11 protein-coding genes are annotated in these 20,887 nt (G+C 65.5%); 3 read left to right on the top strand and 8 right to left on the bottom strand.

From position 1 onward, the window contains the following. Nucleotides 1-127: 127 nt before the first annotated feature. Nucleotides 128-2,698, bottom strand: a complete 2,571-nt coding sequence (gene bamA / locus U1763_RS14200; protein ID WP_332755705.1) for an outer membrane protein assembly factor BamA — start codon at nt 2,696-2,698, stop codon at nt 128-130. Between the two features lie 292 nt (nt 2,699-2,990). Here bamA and U1763_RS14195 point away from each other — a divergent pair, with 292 nt between their 5' ends. Continuing rightward, nucleotides 2,991-3,317: a hypothetical protein gene (locus U1763_RS14195; protein WP_332755704.1), complete on the top strand. Its 327-nt coding sequence runs from the start codon at nt 2,991-2,993 to the stop codon at nt 3,315-3,317. 379 nt (nt 3,318-3,696) lie between these two features. After that, nucleotides 3,697-6,552, top strand: a complete 2,856-nt coding sequence (locus tag U1763_RS14190) for a TonB-dependent receptor (RefSeq protein WP_332755703.1) — start codon at nt 3,697-3,699, stop codon at nt 6,550-6,552. Between the two features lie 174 nt (nt 6,553-6,726). Here U1763_RS14190 and U1763_RS14185 read toward each other — a convergent pair whose 3' ends face one another. The 7 genes from U1763_RS14185 to U1763_RS14155 all read right to left on the bottom strand — a co-directional run bounded on the left by U1763_RS14185 (nt 6,727) and on the right by U1763_RS14155 (nt 17,664). Next, nucleotides 6,727-9,291, bottom strand: a complete 2,565-nt coding sequence (locus U1763_RS14185) for a TonB-dependent receptor (RefSeq protein WP_332755702.1) — start codon at nt 9,289-9,291, stop codon at nt 6,727-6,729. 213 nt (nt 9,292-9,504) lie between these two features. Then, nucleotides 9,505-11,202, bottom strand: coding sequence for an N-acetylglucosamine-specific PTS transporter subunit IIBC (nagE, locus tag U1763_RS14180; RefSeq protein WP_332755701.1), 1,698 nt, complete (start codon nt 11,200-11,202; stop codon nt 9,505-9,507). Further along, nucleotides 11,199-13,805, bottom strand: coding sequence for a phosphoenolpyruvate--protein phosphotransferase (gene ptsP / locus U1763_RS14175; RefSeq protein WP_332755700.1), 2,607 nt, complete (start codon nt 13,803-13,805; stop codon nt 11,199-11,201). The genes nagE and ptsP overlap by 4 nt, the downstream gene beginning before the upstream one ends. A gap of 4 nt (nt 13,806-13,809) precedes the next feature. Further along, nucleotides 13,810-14,961, bottom strand: coding sequence for an N-acetylglucosamine-6-phosphate deacetylase (gene nagA, locus U1763_RS14170; RefSeq protein WP_277982899.1), 1,152 nt, complete (start codon nt 14,959-14,961; stop codon nt 13,810-13,812). Between the two features lie 26 nt (nt 14,962-14,987). Beyond that, the gene (locus U1763_RS14165; RefSeq protein WP_332755811.1) at nt 14,988-15,995 is read right to left on the bottom strand and encodes an SIS domain-containing protein; all 1,008 of its coding nucleotides are present in this window, start codon (nt 15,993-15,995) and stop codon (nt 14,988-14,990) included. Between the two features lie 79 nt (nt 15,996-16,074). Beyond that, nucleotides 16,075-16,812: a GntR family transcriptional regulator gene (locus tag U1763_RS14160; RefSeq protein WP_332755699.1), complete on the bottom strand. Its 738-nt coding sequence runs from the start codon at nt 16,810-16,812 to the stop codon at nt 16,075-16,077. Nucleotides 16,813-16,899: 87 nt separating this feature from the next. Continuing rightward, a complete protein-coding gene (locus U1763_RS14155) occupies nt 16,900-17,664 on the bottom strand; it encodes a copper homeostasis protein CutC (RefSeq protein ID WP_332755698.1) in 765 nt (254 codons plus the stop codon). Nucleotides 17,665-18,041: 377 nt separating this feature from the next. On the opposite strand from U1763_RS14155, the gene U1763_RS14150 reads away from it, so the two are divergent. Then, nucleotides 18,042-20,867, top strand: coding sequence for a TonB-dependent receptor (locus U1763_RS14150; protein ID WP_332755697.1), 2,826 nt, complete (start codon nt 18,042-18,044; stop codon nt 20,865-20,867). The last annotated feature ends 20 nt before the right edge of the window (nt 20,868-20,887 follow it).

Raw genomic sequence — 20,887 nt, 5'->3', positions numbered from 1 at the left:
TCCTCTTTGAGTTTGCCCGCGTTCTGGCGGGATCGGGAGAGCGCGGCAAGCGCCGTGATTCCGGCAGGCCGACTTCACGTCTGGCGACCTGCCGATCCTCCGCGTGGCGGGGGACGATCGATGTCCGTTAGAACTGCCCGCCGACGTTGAAGGTGATCAGCTTGCTGTCGTCGCCGGGCGCCTTGAGGAGGGCCTTGGCCAGATCGATCCGCAGCGGGCCGAACGGCGAGGTCCAGTTGACGCCGACGCCGACCGACAGGCGCGGGCTGGCGGTGTTGCCCGAATAGGTCTCCTTATAGGTGCCGAGCGAGTAGGTGTAGGGCGTGCCGGTGTTCGTCGTGGTGCTGGCGCCAGCCGAATCGAGATACAGAAGGTCGCCCGCGGTGTTGGTATATTGGCGCGTGCCGGCAACGCACGCGACCGACGTCGCGTTGGCGGTCGCGCAGGTGTCGGTGAGCGTCGGGGTCTTGCCGCCGAACACCGCGCCGACGTCCATATAGATCGACGGACGAAGCCCCAGCTCGCGTGCGCCGGCGCCGAGCGGCAGTTCGAGCTCGAGGCGGGCCTGGTAATAGGCGGTGCCGCCGAGCGCAGTCTGGGTGTTCGAGCTGTTGGTGCTCGACAGCGTCGCAGGCACCGTCGACGTATCGTAATAGGTCCGCGTCACGCGCGGGCCGACGCCGCGGATGTCGAAGCCGCGCATTTGCGGATCGCCGAGATAGAAGCGGTCGGTCAGCCGGACGTCTTGACCGAGGCCCTTGATATACCCGCCCTCGGCATGCGCCGACAGGATGAAGCTCGACCCGAGGTTCATGTACTTGGTGTAGTTGGCGGTGCTGCGGATGTATTTGGTGTCGCCACCGAGCCCGGCGAAGTCCTGGCTGACGCTGAACTTGCTGCCCTTGGTCGGGCGCAGGCGGCTGTTGGTGTTGTCGAACACCAGCGAATAGCCGATCGACGAGGTCCAGCGATTGCCGACCGCGTCGCACAGATACGTCCCGGCGATCGCGGGATCGCAGACGCCGTTGGTGTAATAGGTATCCTCGTCGAGCGTGACCTGATCGTAGGACAGCCCATAGCGCGCAGTGGCCGACCAATATTCGGTCAGCGGCACGGCGGCGCGGATCTGGAAGCCGGTCGAGACCTGTTCGTAAGTGGTGTCGTTGCTGTCGCCGGTGGTGCTGTACGAGCTGTAGTCGCGGCGGAAGATGTCGCCGCCCAGCGCGACGTTGGTGTCGAACATATACGGCTCGGTGAAGCCCAGGCTGACCGATTTCGAGTAGCTCGACAGGCTGGCGTTCGCGCGCAGTTCCTGGCCCATGCCGCGGAAGTTGCGCTGCGTGATGCTGGCGGAGGCGATGAAGCTTTCGAGGCTCGAATAGCCGGCCGACAATTGCAGCTCACCGCTGGATTTCTCCTCGAGGTTGGTTTCCAGGATCACGCGGTCGGGCGCGGAGCCCGGCAGCTGCTTGATCGTCATCTTGTCCTGGAAATAGCCGAGCGAATTGATCCGGTCCTCCGAGCGTTTCACCTGGAAGCTGTTGAACGCGTCACCCTCCGCGAGGCGGATCTCGCGGCGGACGACCTTGTCCTTGGTCTGCGTGTTGCCGTTGATCTCGACGCGCTCGACGTACGTGCGCTTGGCTTCGGCGATATTGAAGTTGATCCCCATCGTCAGCGTGTCGGCGTCCTTCTGGAACTCCGGGTTCACTTCGGAAAAGGCGTAGCCGAACAGACCTGCGGTCTGGCTGAGGTTGTCGACCGAATCCTCGACGAGCTTGGCATTGTACCAGTCGCCTTTCTTGAGCGGCAGCGTGGCGGCCAGCTTCTTGCTGTCGAAGTCGCGGATCTGGCTGTCCACGCTGACGTCGCCGAATTTGTAGCGTTTTCCCTCCTCGACCACATAGGTGATGATGAAGTCCTTCTTGTCCGGCGTCAGTTCGGCCACCGCGGAGGTCACGCGGAAATCGGCATAGCCTTGCGTCAGATAGAATTGGCGAAGCTTCTGCTGGTCGTAGCTGAGGCGATCCTGGTCGTAGCTGGTCGCCGACGACAGCAAACGGCTGAAACGCGCCTGCTTGGTCGCCATCTGCGCGCGGATCTGCGCCTCGGAGAACACTGCGTTGCCCAGGATGTTGATCTGGCGAACCTTCGACTTCGGGCCCTCGCTGACGACGAACACGACGTCGACGCGGTTCTGGTCGAGATTGACCATCTTCGGGTCGATCACCGCCGCGAACCGGCCCTGGCGGCGATAGAGTTCGAGGATCCGCGCGATATCCTGGCGGACTGCGGTGCGGGTGAAGATCTGACGCGGCGCGAGCTTGATCTCCTTGGTGATCTTGTCGCTCTTCAGCGCCTTGTTGCCCTCGATCAGGATGCGGTTGACGATCGGGTTCTCGCGTACGCGCAGCACGATGTTGCCGTCGGCGACGCCGGCGATCGAGTAATCGGCGAACAGATCGCTGGCCTGCAGGTCCTTCAGCGCCTGGTCAAGCGTTTCGGCGCTATAGGGCTTGCCGACGCGCAGCTTGGTATAGCTCAGGACGGTTTCCGGTTCGATCCGTTGCGAACCCTCGACGCGCAGGGTCTTGATGATGCGGCCGACGGGCGCAGGCGCGGGCGTCATCTGGTTCGGTACGGCGGTCTGCGGGGCAGACTGCGCGGGTGCGACCGGCGTCGTCATCGTTCCAGCCATGGCCAAAGCCAGGGAACCGGCGCCTAAATCGAACATCATGCCTGCGTCTCCGGGAGTGAACCGCGGCGCTATGGGGGGCATGTTTCCCCGGAATGTTCCGATATGTCGCAAGTTCGCAGCCGTGCAACATATCGCCTGGGGTGGACCTGGGACCCGGGACGCTCGCCGGGCGCCTGGGGTGATATGTCTCAGTCGTGTCACGGATCGCTGGCGGGGACATTTCCAGGACATTCGTGATCGGTAGCGACCGCGGTGCAGGCCAATGCTGCGCCTGTCTGAAGAAAGGCCGATCATGCGCGTTGCCATCAAGGGTGTCCCGGCACCCGAACCCATCCGCCCCGCCGCCTCGCCGCCGCTCGTCGACAATCCCTTTGCGCCCGAGATCTTCGCGACCGGGTTTGCCGGGTTGGCGAACCTGAGCGGCGTGATCGTGCTGACGCTCGAGAGTGCGCGCTGCGACCATGCGCGCCAGCCGCCGAGCGTCGACCGCGTCGTCGTCGGCCGGATCGCGCTGACCAGCAGCGCCGCCCAGGATCTGGTCGCGGGGCTCAACCAGTTTCTCGAACAGCAGGGGCTGAGCCCGTCCAAGGCGATCGCCGCCGGGGCGACGTTCCAGTGAGCGCGGCTGGGTATCCCTCGATCCGCCGGACTGTCCGGTTCGACGACATTAAGCGCTCAGGCAGGGCGGCTGCGAAGCGCGTCGTCTGGAGCGCGCCGACCACGCCGGACGTGCGGGTCCGGCGTATCGTGTTTGCCAAGAGTATTGCGGGACCCGCGCTGCGTTACGAGCCTGTAACAACCGTCACGGTATGACAGTTTTATGAAAGGCGATGAATAGAACCGTGTTCGCAAGACGACACCTTGCGGCGTAATGAGGAGAACACCGGAACACCGCTTGTCGAGCGGGAAATCGCACCGCAAACCTGAGTGGCGGACCTTATCCGTACCCCACAACATCTGCCGCGGCGGTCAAGGATCGCGGTTCAGGGAGTATATTCATGCGTCTCGATTTCCGCGCACGCCTTTTGGCGTCCTCTCTCCTGTTGGGTATCGCCGGTCCGGCCTGGGCCCAGACTGCAGAGTCTCTGCCCGCCGATCCTGCCCCCGCTGCCCCCGCTGCCGTCACACCCGCCGCCGGTCAGGCCGAGCCAGCGGACGGCGACACGATCGTCGTGACCGGTTCGCGCCTCGGTGGCGACAGCCTGAAGCAGGCCTCGCCGATTTCCGTCGTCAGCGCCAAGGAGATCGCGCTGTCGGGCCAGATCAACGTCGAGAGCGTCCTCAAGGACCTGCCGCAGTTGATCCCCAGCACGACGGGTGCCTCGAACAACCCAGGCGGCGGCGTCGCGACCGCGGATCTGCGCGGGCTTGGTTCGACGCGTACGCTCGTGCTCGTCAACAATCGCCGGTACGTCGCGTATGATTCGAACCAGGTCGTCGATCTGAACACCATCCCGGCGGCGCTGATCGAGCGGGTCGACATCGTCACCGGCGGTCGCTCGGCGGTCTATGGGTCGGATGCGATCTCGGGCGTCGTCAACTTCGTGATGAAAAAGGACTTCAGCGGCGTTCAGGCCAATGCGAACTACCGCATCAACGAGGCGGGCGACGGCGGCACCTTCAACGGCAACCTGCTGCTCGGCGGCAATTTCGAAGATGGCCGCGGCAACGCGACGATCTATTTCGATTACACCAAGCGCAACGGCATCCTTCAGTCGGCGCGCGACTATTCGAAGCAGGCGCTGGTCGACGACGGCGACGGCAACCTGATCGCGGGCGGCTCGGGCTCGATCGAAGGCACGCGCTTCGCGCTCGGCGGCGTCAACCGCAAGTTCGAGACCGACGGCAGCTACACGCCGTACAACGCATCGACCGACGCGTATAACTATGCCCCCGCAAACTATCTCCAGGTCCCGCAGGAGCGGTTCCTGATGAGCGCGCAGACGCATTACGAGGTCAGCCCGGCGCTGAACGTGTATGCCGAGGGCCAGTTCATCAACAACCGCGTGAAGAACCAGCTCGCGCCGACGCCGTTCACCGGATCGGTCGCCCTCGACGTGGACTCGTCGTTCCTGTCGGCCGGCTCGCAGTCGCTCCTTCGCGGTCTCGACACCGACGGCGACGGCTATGTTACCTCGACGATCTACCGTCGTCTCACCGAAGTCGGTTCGCGTGTGTCGAACCTCGACAACACCGCCTATCGCGCGGTGCTCGGCGCCAATGGCGATATCGGTGGCGGCTGGAACTACGACGCCTATTACAGTTACTCGCGCACCAAATCGACCGAGACCCAGTCGGGCAACGTTTCCCGCAGCCGCGTGCTGCAGGCACTGCGCACGACCTATGATGCCAGCGGCAATCTGGTCTGCTCGGATACCAGCAACGGGTGTGTACCGCTCAATATCTTCGGCACGGGCAACATCAGTGCGGCCGCCGCCGATTTCATCACCATCCCGGCGCAGAACACCAGCACGATCAGCGAGCAGGTCGCCAGCGCGTCGATCTCGAACCGCAACCTGTTCGATCTGGGCGCAGGCCCCGTCGGTATCGTGTTCGGCACCGAATATCGCCGCGAGCACGGCAGCTACAATCCCGACTTCGCGCTGTCGTCGGGCGACGTCGTCGGCTTCAACGCAGGCGAAGGCCTGAGCGGCGGCTATGACGTCAAGGAAGCCTATACCGAAGTCGCGGTGCCGCTGCTGGCGAACATTCCGCTGATCAAGAAGCTCGAGGTGAACGGCGCGTACCGCTATTCCTATTATTCGACCGCGGCGAAGTCGGTGAACACCTATTCGGGTGGCGTGGTGTGGTCGCTGATCGACGACCTCTCGCTGCGCGGCCAATATTCGCGCGCCGTCCGGGCACCGACCGTGTCCGATCTCTACAGCGGGTCGTCGCAGGATTTCCCGGCGGCAACCGATCCGTGCACGACCGCGGTAGCGGTGACGAACACCAACCTCAACGCCAGCTGCCTCTCGACGGGCGTCCCGGCCTCGCTGATCGGTACCGCCTATGACGGCGGCAGCACGCAGATCCAGACGGTCAACGGCGGCAACCCCGCGCTGCGCGAGGAAACCTCCGATACCTATACGGGCGGCATCGTGCTGCAGCCGCGCTTCCTGCCGCGCTTCTCGCTCACGGTGGATTACTACAAGATCAAGATCGCCAACTACATCTCGACGGTCGGCACCACGAACCTGATCCGTGCCTGCTACGGCGATGCGGACAATGGCTATACGCCGTACAACGCCAGCTATTGTGCGTCGCTACCGCGCGATTCCAACAGCTATGCGATCACCGATGCGGTCAATACGCTGGCCAATACCGGCGGCGTGACCACCCGCGGCGTCGATTTCGAGGCACGCTACGGCCTGCCGCTCGGTTTCGGTGCGTTCGGGGCTGATACGAGCAAGCTCGACTTCCGGCTCAGCGGGACGCGGTTGATCGCGTTCAACTACAACCCGCTCGCCGCCATTCCCGATCTGACGATCAACTGCGCGGGCAAGTTCGGCCAGACCTGCGGCAATCCCTATGCAAAGTGGCGGCTGTCGGGGCGGACGACCTATTCGACCGGTCCGGTGACCGTGTCGGTGCTCTATCGCTATCTGTCGCCGGTGAAGGACGACGACAGCGGCACGATCTACGCGGTCGAGCGGATCAAGGCGTATCACTATTTCGACCTGACCGCGGCGTTCGACATCAAGCCGGGCTTCACCTGGTCGGTTGGCGTCAACAACATCTTCAACAAGCAGCCGCCGATCATGGGTGACAACCAGCAGCAGGCGAACACCTACCCGTCGACCTACGACCCGTACGGCCGGGCGTTCTTCGTCAGCACGAACGTCAAGTTCTAGGAGACCCTGTCCCTCTCCCCCCGCAAGGGGAGGGGGCAGCGCTGATAGACACGAAAAAGGGCGGGGTGGTCACCACCCCGCCCTTTTTCGTGCGCCGCCTGTTCGGCGACCCGATGCGAAGGCCGCCCCGCCATCCCGCAGGAGTCAGCCAGCAGGACGATGGGGCGGTGTGGGTCAGAACTCGAAGTGGACCGAACCGATCACGGTGCGCGGCGCGCCGAAGGTGTAGCGCGTGGTGCTCGCCGACGAGGTGCCGGTGCTCAGATTGCCGAAATAGCGTTCGTTGAACAGGTTCGAGACGTTCAGCTGGAAGAACGTCTTGTCGAGCCCGGCAAACGCCAGATCGAACCGCGCGTCGAGGTCGACCGTGGTGTAGCCCGCGGCGATCAGGTCGTTGACGTCGGTGACGTAACGCTGGCCGACATGCTTGACCTGGGCGCCGATCGACACGGGGTCGAACGATGCCTGGACGCGGCCGCCATATTGCCACTTGGGCGTCTCGACGACGAACTTGCCCGCGGTCGCCGCGGTGATCGCGCCGGTGGTCGGGTCGACCGCATCGTCCTGCAGCTTGGCGTCGATGTACGAGGCGAACCCGTAGAGCGAGATGTTGCGGATCGGGGTGATGCCGAGGCTCGCGTCGACGCCCTTGCTCTTGACCGTGCCGACGTTGCGATCGGTGGTCAGCGTGCCACCGCCCTCGAGCGTGGTCAGCGTCGAGATGATGCGGTTGTCGTAATGGATGTACCAGCCCGCCAGCTGCGCCTGGATCAGCCGCGACGAATAGCGCAGCCCGAGATCGAACGAGTCGGTCTTTTCGGGCTTCACCTCCGCGACGGGCGAGATCTTGACGTCGTCGAACGCGTACAGATTGTCGGTGCGCGGTGCCGAGAAGCCTTTGGCATAGCTGGCGAAGATGCTCGCATTCGGGGTGAAGGCATAGGTCATGCCGACGTTCGGCAGCACCGCGTTGTACGACTTGATGCGGTTCTTGTAGGGCGCGCCGTACGTGGCCGTGGTCGCATTGGCGGCAACCTGCTCGGCGGTTTGCGACGTGCAATAGCCGTCGCTCGAATTGCCCGGGATCGTGTAGCAATAATTGGTGAGGTTGCGGCGGAAGAACGGTGCGCGCAGGCCCAGCGTCAGCTTCAGAGCATCGCCGAAATACGACCCGCGATACTCGCCCGAAACCTGGTGGAGGATCGCGTAGGACAGGCGGTTGCGCTTGTTGACGACGTTGCCGGCGGCATCGAGGATCGCCGAACTGCCTTCGCCGTCGAGCGCGCTGAACACATCGTACGGATTGCCGTTTGCATCGAGTAGGCTGGCCTCGCCGGTCTGGCGATGGCGGGCGCGGTCCCACGTATAGGCGAAGCGGACCGCGTTGTCGGCGTCGATATCATAGCGCAGCCCGGCGATCGCGGTGAAGCGCTGCGTGCGGGTGTTCGACGGGAAATACGCACGGACATAGTCGAGCGTGTCGCCATCGCCGTTGATGTCGACGCCCGCCGCGGTCCCTGCACCCAATCGCTGGAGCTGATAGGTGTAGACGCTGGTCGCCGCCGCCGTGCCCGCAGCATTGGTCGCGTTCGCATTGCTCTCGGCGAATACCGCCGACCCGCCGCCATTGGCGCGCGTAAAGCTGTAGGCACCGTCGAACGTGAAGACGAGCTTGTCGGTCAGCGTGTAGCGCGAGTTGACCCGGAAATTGCCGGTATTCGACGGGGTGATGGCGGTAGACGCCGCATTCCCGCACGACGACCGGTCGTTCTGGCTGGTGCCGTTGACGCCGCTCGCCGAGGGCAGCGAACAGCTGGCGTCGTAGAGATACGCGTTGGTCTTGTCGTCGAAGACCGTGTCGTATTGCGCATTGTTCAGGTCGAGCGTGTACGGCGTCGCAGCGCTGACCCCGGTCGTCGGCACGACCGTCGTGCCGAGCGTGGTGCGGATGTTGGCCAGCGTCGGGTTGCTGTACGAGCTGTTGCGGTTCTGGTTGTAGTTCGCGCCGAACGCGATGAAGTCGCCCTTGCTGCCGATCGGCTGGTACAGCTTGGCATTATATTGCTGCCGGTTGATCTCGCCCGAGCCGCGGAACTGGTCGTAGCGTTGCTCGCTGGCGGACACCCAGGCCTTGGTACCGAACGAGGTGAACACGCCGGTATCGATCTTGGCGAAGACGCGGTTCATGTCGTTGGTGCCGTGTGAATAGGCGACGGTCGCGCCCAGCTTGTCCTTCGGCATCACCGACCGGTAATTGACCGTGCCGCCCGACGCGCTGGCGGTCGGTGAATCGACGTCGGTCGCGCCGAAATTGACGTTGACCTGCTCGATCAGCTCGGGATCGAGCTGCTGGTTCGAATAGATCGCGTAATTGCCCGAATCGTTGAGCGGAATACCGTCGAACGTCAGCGAGATGCGGTTGCCGTCGAACCCGCGGATCCGCAGCTGACCGCTCGAGCCGCCATAGGGATCGCTGTTGGTGAAGTTGACGCCGGGCACCAGGTTGATCGTGTCGAGGATCGTCTGGCCGGGCGTGCGACGCTCGATCAGTTCCTGCGTCAGGACCGCCTTCGCCTTTGGTGTATCGGGCGTCTGGATGCCGTTGACGTCGGGCTTGGCCCGCGATCCGCTGACGACGATGTCCGATTCCGCATCCACCGTGCCGGTCGACTGCGCCTGCGCTATCGCCGGCAGGACCAGCGTCGCGAGTGCCGCGCCGCAGAATAAAGTCTTACGCATCTAAACCCCTTTAAAGATCGATCGAGCTGCGACGCGATGATTGCGGTCGCAGTGCGATCGATCCGATATGGAGCGAAGATGACAGTATAGGGTCTATTGGCGGGCGCCGATGTTTTCGCGGCGTGCTGTTGTAGCGATATCCCGGTATGTGTCCGAACGTGTCACATATTTTGCAGTGGTGCTTTGATATCGTCGGACTTTGCTACGGATGCATCATGCAACGACCGTCGCGTGCGGGGTCGTCAGCAGATGCAGCAGCCCGGGAGCGGGGCGGGCGATCGCGTGAACGCCGAGGGCCTCGAGCGCCGGAGCCGAAGCGCGGTCGGCGTCCTTGAGGCGAATGCGCAGGCGCGTGCCGTGCTGCGTCGCCGCCTCGACATTGTCCGCGCCCCCGAGCGCTGCGAGCGTCGCCGGGGTCAAGCGGATGTCGGCGAGCTTGGCGGCGGGGGCGATCGCTGCCGGTGCCGTACCACCTGCTGCGATGGAATCGCGGATCTCGACCGCGACCGAATCGGCGATCGGGCCGAGCACGATCTGGAGTGCATTGGCCGATGGACGGATCAGGCCACGGGCGCCGAGCGCCTTGAGACGGGCTTCGTCGACCGCACCCTGGTCCGCGACGATCAGGCGCAGGCGGGTCGTGCACGCGCCGACGCTGGTAAGGTTGGCCGCGCCACCTAAGGCTTCGGCGAAGGCAGCACCGCGCTCGCTCTTGGCGACGGTCGCCGCAGCGACGGGCGCATCGCGCTCGCGGCCGGGGGTGGGCAAGTCGAGGCGCTTGATGACGGTGCGGAACAGGACGTAGTAGATCGCTGCATAGACGAGACCGACCGGGAGCAGCAGCAGCGGCTTGGTCGCCTTGCCGTAGTTCAGCACGTAGTCGAACAGCCCGGCGGAAAAGCCGAAGCCCAATTTCACGCCGAGCGCATCCATCAACGCCATCGATACGCCGGTCAGGACCGCGTGGATCGCGTAGAGCACGGGTGCGAGGAACATGAAGCTAAACTCGATCGGCTCGGTCACGCCGGTCAGTGCCGAGGTGAGCGCGAGGCTCAGCAGCATGCCGCCGACCGCTTTGCGGCGCTCGGGCAGCGCGGCGTGGTACATTGCCAAACAGGCGGCGGGCAGGCCGAACATCATCACCGGGAAGAACCCGGCCATGAACGCGCCCGCGGTCGGATCGCCCGCGAAGAAGCGCCGCAGGTCGCCCGTGGTGCCCTGGTAATCGCCGGCGACGAACCAGACGATGTTGTTGAGCAGATGGTGCAGCCCGGTGACGAGCAGCAGGCGATTGAGCAGGCCGAACGCGAACAGGCCGAACCCGCCGGCACCGCTGATCCCGTAGCTGAGGCCGTCGATGCCCGTGCTGAGCGCGCCGAAGCCGAGGCCGACGATGATGCCAAGCGCGAGGCCCGCGACGCCGCTGACGATCGGCACGAACCGGCGTCCACCGAAGAAGGCGAGGTATTCGGGCAGCGCGATCGCCGAGAAGCGGTTGTAGAAACTGCCGCCGATCAGCCCGGAGAGGATGCCGATCGGCACGTCGAGGCGGGCGATCGCCTTGGCCTTCCACGCCGCGGTGGCGAGCGCGATCGTGTCGCCGGTCAGGCCTTTGAGCGCGTCGGCGGGGACGGTCATCAGGGCTTGCGCGCCTTGGGTGGTGACGAGGTAGCAGACCACGCCCGCGAGACAGGCAGCGCCGTTGCCGTCGCGCGCGAAACCGGTCGCGACGCCGATCGCGAAGAGCAGGCCGAGGTGCGAGAAGATCGCGTCGCCGGCGGCGCTGAGCACGGCGATGTCGAGCAGGTCGGGTTGGCCCAATCGCAGCAACAGGCCGGCGACGGGCAGCACCGCGATCGGCAGCATGAGCGCGCGGCCGAGCGGCTGGAGGGCTTCGAGCAGCGACTTCATGGGCGGAAACTCCGGGCGAGCGTTCGCACGTCCGCGGCTGAGATGCAGTTCATCGCCGCCGCGGCATGCGCGCGGCAGGCGTCGATCGTGAGCGTCGCGACCAGTGCCTTGATCTCGGGGACGAGCGCGGGCGCGGACGACAATTCGGTGACGCCGAGGCCGATCAGGATCGGTACCGCGAGCGGATCGGAGGCGAGGCCGCCGCATACGCCGGTCCATTTGCCGTGGACCGCGCCGCCTTCGCAGGTGCGTGCGATCAGGCGCAGCACCGCGGGGTGGAGTCCGTCGAGGTCGCTCGCGACCGCCGGATTGCCGCGGTCCATCGCGAGCGCGTATTGCGTCAGATCGTTGGTGCCGATCGAGAGGAAGTCGGCTTCGCTGGCAAGCAGGTCGGCGGTGACTGCGGCGGCGGGCGTCTCGATCATGATGCCGAGCGCGACGGGATCCGTATGCCCGGTCGCGGCGGCTGCGGCGTCGAGTGCTTTGCGAACTGCGCGGAGTTCGGCGAGGCTTGCAATCATCGGGACCATGATCCGGCACTGGCCCGCCGGGCGGACCGCGAGGATCGCGCGCAACTGGGCGTCGAGCATCTCGGGATGGGCTAGGCCGACGCGGATGCCGCGCAGGCCGAGCGCCGGGTTCTCTTCCGCGGCGATGGGCAGGTAGGGGGCGGGCTTGTCGCCGCCGATGTCGAGCAGGCGGACAATCAGCGGGCGACCGTCGAGCGTGTCGGCGATGCGCTGGTAATCGGCGGTCTGTTCCTCGACGCTGGGCGCGCTGTCGCGTTCGAGGAACAGGAATTCGGTGCGGAGTAGCCCGCAGCCTTCGGCGCCGTTGCGGACTGCGGCCTCGGCATCGTCGGCCGAGCCGAGATTGGCGAACGCTTCGATCCGGACGCCGTCCTGCGTGCGGCATTCGCGTGCGGCGTTGGCGAGCGCGACGCGGCGGCGTTCGGTTTGCGCGTCGAACGCGGTTTGCGCGGTTGCCTGCGTTTTGGCATCGGGCGCGACGTGGAGCAGGCCTGCGCCGGCGTCGAGGATCAGCGGCGTGCCGGCGGCGATCTCCGCGAGCGCGGGACCTACCGCGACGAGCGCAGGGAGCCCCATCGTCGCGGCGAGGATCGCGACGTGCGAGGTCGGGCCGCCGCGCTCCACGCAGAAGCCGACGATCGAGGCGGTGTCGAGGCCGAGCAGGTGAGAGGGGAGCAGGTCGTCCGCAAGTAGAATCGTGCCGGGCGGGAAGCTGAGGCGTTCGTCGAGGTCTTCGCCGGCGAGCGCACGCAGCACCTGGCGTTCGAGATCGAGCATGTCGTCGGCGCGCTCGGCGAGGCGCGCGTCGCCGGTCGCCTTTAGCGCATCGGCTTGGGCGCGGATCGCGGTGCGCCATGCATAGGCGGCGCTGTCGCCTTGCGCGATCGATGCGTGGGCGGCGTCAGTGAGGGTCGGGTCGTCGAGCAGGGCCGAATGCGCCGCGAGGATCGCGCGTTCGGCGCCGGTCGCGGTTGCCGATTTGGTGGCGAGGCGCGTGGTGACGGTGGCGAGTGCGGCATCGAGCGCGGCGCGTTCGGTGGTCGGGTCGGCGCCTTCGCGAACAACAGCGATTTCCGCGAGGCGGAAGAGCCCGGCCTGGCCGATCGCGATGCCGGGGGAGGCGGTGACGCCGGGCAGGCGGCCGTCAGCGGGGAGGGTGGTGGCTTTAGCGGCATCGCCCTTCTGTTCCCCCGCGGAGGCGGGGGGCCAGGACCCAGCAGCGCCATCGTTCTTGGCTCCTGGGCCCCCGCCTTCGCGGGGGAACACGGAAGTGGACGGTGCTGCTGCCGGGGGCTTGAGGGCACCGGACCCCGCCTTCTCACCCATGCCGCCGAGGATCAGGTCGCCTATCGCCGCGAGCGCGTCGGTGGCATCTGGACCGGTGGCGGCGAGGGTGATCTCGTCGCCGAGCTTTACGCCCAGCGCCATCAGCGCGACCGGGCTGCGGACGTTGCCTTCGCGCTCGTCCTTCGTAATCTTGATCTCGGACACGAACTTCCGTGCGTTCTCGCCGATCCGGGCCGCCGGCCGTGCGTGGATCCCGTGGACCAGCGGCACGACGATCGTGCGGCGGACGGTGTCGCCTTCGACCACGGCCACGTCGGCGGCATCGACGCGGGGTTCGAGCGTCATCATCGCCTCGCCGACGCCGACGAGCTTCCCGGTCTCGCGGCGGACGATCGTGAAGCGTTCGGGGTTGGTGACGATCACCGGCGTGATGACCGCCCGCGCTTCGCAGACCAGCAGGTCGAGGTCGAAGCGGATCAGCGGGTCGCCGCGCTGGACGGTCGCGCCCTCCCTCACGCAAGGGCTGAACCCGCGCCCACCAAGCGCCACCGTGTCGAGTCCGATATGCATCAGGATCTCGGCGCCCTCGGGCGTGCGCAGCGTGATCGCGTGGCCGCTGGCATGGACGCTCAGCACGACCCCGTCGCACGGCGCGTGCAGGCAGTCGCCGGTCGGGTCGACGGCGATCCCGTCGCCCATCATCCGTTCGGCGAAGACCGGGTCGGGGACCGCCTCGAGAGGCGATGCCCAGCCCTGGAGGGGCGACGTCAGGATGATAGGCTTCATGGCTTTACGTCCTGCCTGCGACCAGTTGGCCGCCGATCCATGTGCCCGCGGGCATCAGGTCGGCGGTGAGCGCGACCCAGTCGGCGCGCAGCCCTGGGGCCAGGGCGCCGCGTTCGTGCGCGAGGCCGAGGAAGGCGGCGGGGTTGGTCGCCGCCATCGCCGCTGCGGTGGCGACATCGGTATGAGTCCGCGCGACGAAATTGCGGACCGCGCCGGCCATGTCGAGATCGGAGCCGGCGAGCGTCCCGTCCTCGCCGAAGCACTTGCCATCCTCGACATGGATCAGGCGCCCTTGCAGGCGGAAATCCTTGTCGACCGCGCCGACCGACGGCATCGCGTCGCTGACCAGCATCAACCGGTCGTTGGGCCGGGCGTTGAGCGCGAGCCGGAGCGCCGCGTCGTGGACGTGGAGACCGTCGGCGATCAGCCCGCAATAGACGTGGCGATCGTCAAGTGCGGCGCCGACCACGCCCGGCGCGCGGTGGAGCAGCGGCGACATCGCGTTGAACAGATGCGTGATCCCGCTGAGACCCGCGCCGACCGCATCGATGATCGTCTCATAGTCCGCATCGGTATGGCCCGCGCTGACGATCACGCCGCCGGCGACCAGCCGCGCGATCGACGCCGCGTCGGTCAGCTCGGGTGCCAGCGTCACCATCACGCGACCCTTGCGCGGACGGATCAGCAGCGCGATCATCGCGTCGTCGAGCAGTCGGAATTTGGCGGGGTCGTGGATGCCCTTGCGCGACGGGTTGATCCACGGGCCCTCGATGTGCGCACCGACCACGCCGGGAACGCCAGCCAGAATCGCGGCGTCCATCGCGTCGAGCGTCGCCGCGATCACGTCGGGGGTGTCGCTGATCAGCGTCGGCATGAACGCGGTCGTGCCGTACGGCGCATGCGCGGCGCCGATCGCGGCGATGCCTTCGACGGTCGGCTGGTCGTTGAGCAGCACGCCGCCGCCGCCATTCACCTGCGTGTCGACGAAGCCGGGGACGAGCCAGCCACCGTCCAGGTCGATCGCCTCGGACGCGACCCGCTCGAGCGGGGTGATCAAGGCGATCCGGTCGCCGACGACGCGGATCGTCGCGCCGTTCAATAGTCCGTCGCGGGTAACGACGGTGCCGTTGACGACGTGGAACCGGGACTCGTTCATGTCATGCGCACTCATACCGTTCCCGCTCATACCGTCTTCGTCACCTTGCTGAGATGCAGAGGCGCATCGGGATTGAGGCCGCGACGCAGCGACAGGGCATTGGCCATGCGGTAGAAGCTCTGGATCATGAGGATCGGTTCGATCGCCGGATGCGCGGTGTAGGCGGCGGGGGCGGTGTCGCCGTTCGCCTTGGCATCGGCGAGGCAGACCACGGCGCCGCGTGCGCGGAACTCGGCGGCGGCCTCGCGCACGCCGTCGCCGGCGGTGTCGGAGGTGGCGAACGCGATCACCGGGAAGCCGTCATTGACGATCGCCATCGGTCCGTGGCGGACTTCGGCGGCGCTGAACGCCTCGGCATGGAGCGCGCAGGTTTCCTTGAGCTTCAACGCCGCTTCCTGCGCGATGCCGTAGCCATAGCCGCGACCGATCACGAACAGGTTGTTGGCGTCGGCCAGCGCATCGACCACCGACGTCCAGTTCGCACCGAATGCGAGCGTCAGCATGTCGGGGAGCGTGTCGATCGCCTTGGTCAGCGCGTCGTTCTGCGACCATGCCGCGGTCAGCGCCGCGAACGCCGCGAGCGCGCAGATATAGGATTTGGTCGCCGCGACCGAGCGCTCCGGCCCGGCCTTCAGCGCGATCATCGTGTCGGCCATCTCGGCGAGCGGCGAGCCCTCGTCGTTGACGAACGCGACGACATGCGCGCCGGCAGCCTGATAGGCGGATACGGTGGCGAGCAGATCGGGGCTGCGGCCGCTCTGCGATACCGCGATCACCAGTGCGGTGCCGGGCGCCATCGGCGCGGCATAGACCGACGATACTGACGGTGCGGCGGACGCGACAGGCACGCCGAGCAGCGTCTCGATCAGGTATTTGCCGTAAGTCGCAGCATGATCCGAAGACCCGCGCGCGCACGTTACGACCACCGCTGGCGGCGCGGCGCGGAGACGCTCGCCAAGTGCCGTGAGCGCCTCGCGATTTGCGGCTAGCAGTCGCGCGACCGCGTCGGCGGCCTCGGCGGCTTCGCTGTACATCAGCGTCTGCGGCGACGCAGTAGTCGCGGTAATAGTCTCGGTCACGGTAAGCCCCCCGGCCGGCGCCCGTGCGCCGGCGTCAGATGTCGTTGAGTTCGGCGACGAGGTCGTAGGCGTCGCCACGATAGTAGGATTGGGTGAATTCGGCGGCCCGGCCATCGCGCAGGAAACCGCGGCGTTCGATGAACAGGCCGGCATGGCCTGCATCGACGCCGAGCATCTTGGCATGCTCCAGGCTGAAATGGACCGCGCGCAGGCGTTGCAGCGCGCGGACCGGACGGTTGCCCGCCGTCTCGAGCGCTTCGTACAACGAGTCCTGGACGGCATCGATCGTCGGCAGGCAGTAGCCGGCGATCGTCGAGTATTCGAGCGCCATCGGCGTGTCGTCGGCGTAGCGGATGCGCTGGAACCGGTACACCGCCGAGCCAGGCGACAGTCCGAGCGACAGCGATTCTTCAGGCGTCACCATGCCGATCGTCCGGCTGACCCACGCGCTGCTCGGCGTCCGGCCGCGCGACTGCATGTCTTCCGAGAAGGACGACAGCTTCGAAAAGCTCTTCTCGACGCGCGTGGCGACGAACGTCCCCGCGCCGCGGCGGCGGGTGAGCAACCCCTCCTCGACCAGCCCGCCGATCGCTTTGCGGACGGTGATGCGCGACACGTCGTATTCTATCGCAAGATCGCGTTCGGCCGGCAGTGCGTCGTCCTTGGCCAGCACGTTGCGGTTGATCGCATCGCGGATCAGTTGCTGGAGCTGAACGTACAACGGCGCGGGATTGCCATCCCGGAACCTGCCAATGCTTGTCGAAAAGGACATGGACGCGACTTTCAATGGTGTCGGCACGAGCATTGGGAAGCGCGGACCAACAGCAGGGGAATGGGATACGTTATATATTGGTATTGTTCAAGCGGGTTGCGGATCGAAGGAACCGAGTACCATCTTCAGGTCGCGGACACGGTGTGCATCGGTGACCCTTCGATGGGGGGCGGAGAACCCGAATTGGCGTTCGCGGGTATCGTCATCCGTTTCGGTGGGCGAGAGCGTGGCGCCGCACGACGCATGAACCTCGCGCAGGCCGACATCGAGGAAGCAGGTCGCATTGCCCGCATCGATGCCGCTGCCGGGCAGAATGACGATCCGTCCGGCGGCAACGCGATGGAGCGTCTCCAGCATCCGCACGCCTTCGATCGCCTTGGGCGCGCCGCCGGAGGTCAGGATCCGATCGAAGCCGAGCGCGATCGCGGTCTCAAGCGCTGCGGGAAGGTCCGGGCAGAGGTCGAACGCGCGGTGCAGCGTCAGCGAGAGCGGTGACCCGCGTGCCGCGCCACGGGTTCGCGCATGGTCGACGAGGTGCGCGAGAAGGGGGATATCGAGACTATGATCCGCCGCGCTGGCGCCGATCACGACCCCCGCCAGCCCCGCGTCAGCCGCCGCGGCGATGTCCGCAGCGATCAGTGCCGCCTCGCGTGCGCTGTACCGAAAGCCCCCTTCACGCGGGCGCACGAGCATATGGACAGGAATAGGCAGGTCGCGTGCCGCGGCGATCAGCGAAGGCGTAGGGGTCAATCCGCCAAGCGCCAGCGCGGCGCAGAGCTCGAGGCGATCGGCGCCCCCCGAAACCGCGGAATCGACGCCGGTGATGTCGTCGACGCAGATTTCGAGGGTCATTCGTCGGCTTTCGATTGGTCGTAATTTTATTACGTCTGGCCGATCGAGTCGGTGTGTTCAACGACAAAGTGGCAATCACAAAGCAAGAAAAGGTATTGCGGTCATGACCGATCCTGGACGGCTGCCAATCCATCGCGAACAGGTTCGTCACATATAAATCGCTATTAAACAGCGACTTAACCGATCGTCGCAAAAGTTCCGCCGCATGGTAACCAAACTGTAATTACCGATGGATTTCGTAATCAAATTGGTTATACGATATCCGTACCAGACCGCACATATAGCGACCAAAATAGTACCAGCGGTAAGGGTGGATGTGACGCGGAGTTTCCGGGTCGGGATGACGCCGCGGCGTCGATTGGGAAGGGGCTTTGACGATGGTTTTCCGTAAGCAGGTTTTGTTGGCGTCGAGCGCGATCACGTTCGGTCTTGCAGGCTCCCTCTTCGCCCCGTCGGCGATGGCGCAGGTCGCGACCACCTCCACGACAACGACACCCCCGACAACCACGCCTGCGGGTTCGGATACGCAGAACGGTGTACCCGCCACGGTCGATGCCGACCAGGACATCGTCGTCACCGGTATCCGTGGGAGTTTGCGTAGCGCGATTGCGGTTAAGCGTAACGCCAACGCGGTCGTCGACGTGATCTCGGCCGAGGATATCGGCAAGTTCCCCGATCGCAACGTCGCTGAGTCGCTGTCGCACATCCCCGGCGTCAGCATCGATCGTCGTTTCGGCGAGGGCGAGAAGGTCGCGATCCTCGGCACCGATCCCGCGCTCAACCGCATGCTGCTCGACGGCCACGCGCTCGCCTCGGCCGATTGGGGCGGCAACGACAACGATCCGTCGAGCCGCACCTTCAACTATTCGCTGCTCGCACCCGAACTCGTCGATCGCCTCGAAGTCTACAAGTCGCCCGAGCCGCGCATCGAGGAAGGCAGCCTCGGCGGTACGGTCATCGTCCGCACCCGTCGCCCGCTCGACCTGAAGGCCAATGCGATCTTCGCCTCGGGCGGCTATTCGTACAACGACCGTTCGGACAAGGGCAACGTCCGCGGCTCGGGTCTGTACAGCTGGAAGAACAAGGACGAGACGTTCGGCATCCTCGTCGCCGCGACCTACGACAAGCAAAGCCTGACGCGCTCGGGTGTCGAGTTCTTTGGCTATGATAACGTCGCGGCGAATGCGGACGGGACGCGCAACAGCCCGTTCGTCAACCGTGCGCAGGACGGTACGCTGAGCCTGAAGAGCCCGGGCGCGACCATCACCGGCGGCACGATCGCCGATCTCTACAATGCGGCCTCGCCGTTCGGGATCAACTACGCGTATTTCCAGCAGACGCGCGAGCGCAAGAGCGTGTCGGGAACGGTGCAATATCGTCCGTCGTCCGATCTGACGTTCACGCTCAACGGCCTGCACATCGACGGCAACTACAACAACTACAGCCAGTCGATGTACACGATCCCCGGCGCCTGGACCGGCGACGTGCTGCAGTCGGCGACGATCAGCAACGGCGTCGTCACCGGCGCATCGTTCGGCGCGGCGAACAGCCAGTCGGCACAGCTCGACACGCTGGTACGCAAGACCAAGCTCAAGACCGACAACCTCAATTTCTTCACCGATTGGGAAGGCGATGGCGGCGCCAAGGTCTCGTTCGCGGGCGGCTGGAGCAAGGCGACCGGCGGGCGTAACCCGGAATATCTGTTCAACGTCCAGACCAAGCTGCCGTACAGCTATGCGTTCACCGACACGACCGCGACGGTGAATTTCGTCGGCGACCAGACCAACCCGGCGAACTATTTCACCAACCCCAACAACAACCCCGCGCAGATCGAAGGCCGTCCGGTCGTCGTCAACGGCACGCAGCTGAACGCCGCGCAGATCGGTGGTCTCGACTATAGCGTCACCACCGACCGCGACATCTTCGGCGGCTATGACGCGACGATCCCGGTTTCGTTCGGGCCGTTCACCGAAATCCTGCTCGGCAGCCGCGTGACCGACCATGTCAACAAGATCGATGCGCGCGGCATCAATACGTACCTGACCAGCTCGCAGACGATCGCGCAGCTCGGCGTGCCGGTGCTGATTACGCCGGGCGGCACGTTCGACGGCAGCGGCGGCATGGGCAACGCGACCAGCTATCTGAACCTGCCCGAGCAGTCGGTGATCGACATCCTCGCCGGTGCGATCAACAGCCCGCTGGTGAACAAGGTCGGCGCCTCGACCAAGGTTAAGGAGACGGTCATCGCCTCCTATGCGCAGGCCAATTTCGACCAGGGCGGGTTCCGCGGCAATATCGGTGGCCGTCTGGTCTATACCCGCGACATCTCGAACTTCGCGACGACGCCGAGCGGCGTGGTGAACCCGCAGCCGGTGCCAACGCGGACCTCGACCGACTATATGAAGTTCCTGCCGAGCCTCAACATCGCCTATTCGGTCAACCCGCAGGTGATCATCCGCGGTGCGGTGGCGCGCGTGATCTCGCGGCCGCGCTATCAGGATCTGGCCGCGGCGACGTCGCTCAACGACACCACGCTGGATGGCGGCGGCGGCAACCCGAACCTGAAGCCGTATGAATCGACCAACTACGAACTGACCGCGGAATGGTATCCGCGCGCCGGTACGCTGCTCGCGGTCGAGCTGTTCCGTCGCGATATCGAGAACTACATCATCAGCTCGCGCCAGAACGTCGATTACTTCAACGCGCTGCAGAACCGGATCACGACCTACAACGTCAGCCAGCCGATCAACGGCGCCAAGGCCAAGGTCAACGGCGCGCTCGTCTCGGGCCAGGCGGAGATCTGGGGCGGTTTCGGTCTCCAGGCGAACTATTCGTACCAGGACAGCAGCACCTCATCGATCGACGTGACCGGCGCCGAGCTCAACCTGCCGTATCTGTCGAAGCACACGGTCAACATCATCCCGTATTTCGAGAGTGGGCCGTTCCAGGCACGGCTGAGCTATAACTACCGCACCGCGTATTTCCGGACGATCGGTCGTCTGGGATCGCGCGAGATGGTGGCACCGTACAACCAGCTCGATTTCTCGGCCGGGTTCAACATCACGCCGGCGATCACGCTGTCGGTCAACGCGCAGAACCTGCTCGACGCGACCTATCTCCAGTATAACACGACGCGCGATCGCCCGACCGCGTTCTACAAGAATGGTCGTACCTTCGCGGCATCGGTATCGTTCCGGATGTGACGTCTCGGCGCGTCGCGATG

This window comes from Sphingomonas sorbitolis, assembly GCF_036663875.1.
Classification (GTDB): domain Bacteria; phylum Pseudomonadota; class Alphaproteobacteria; order Sphingomonadales; family Sphingomonadaceae; genus Sphingomonas.
Note: the sequence above shows the minus strand (reverse complement) of the source record. Positions and strands in the feature narration are given on the sequence as shown.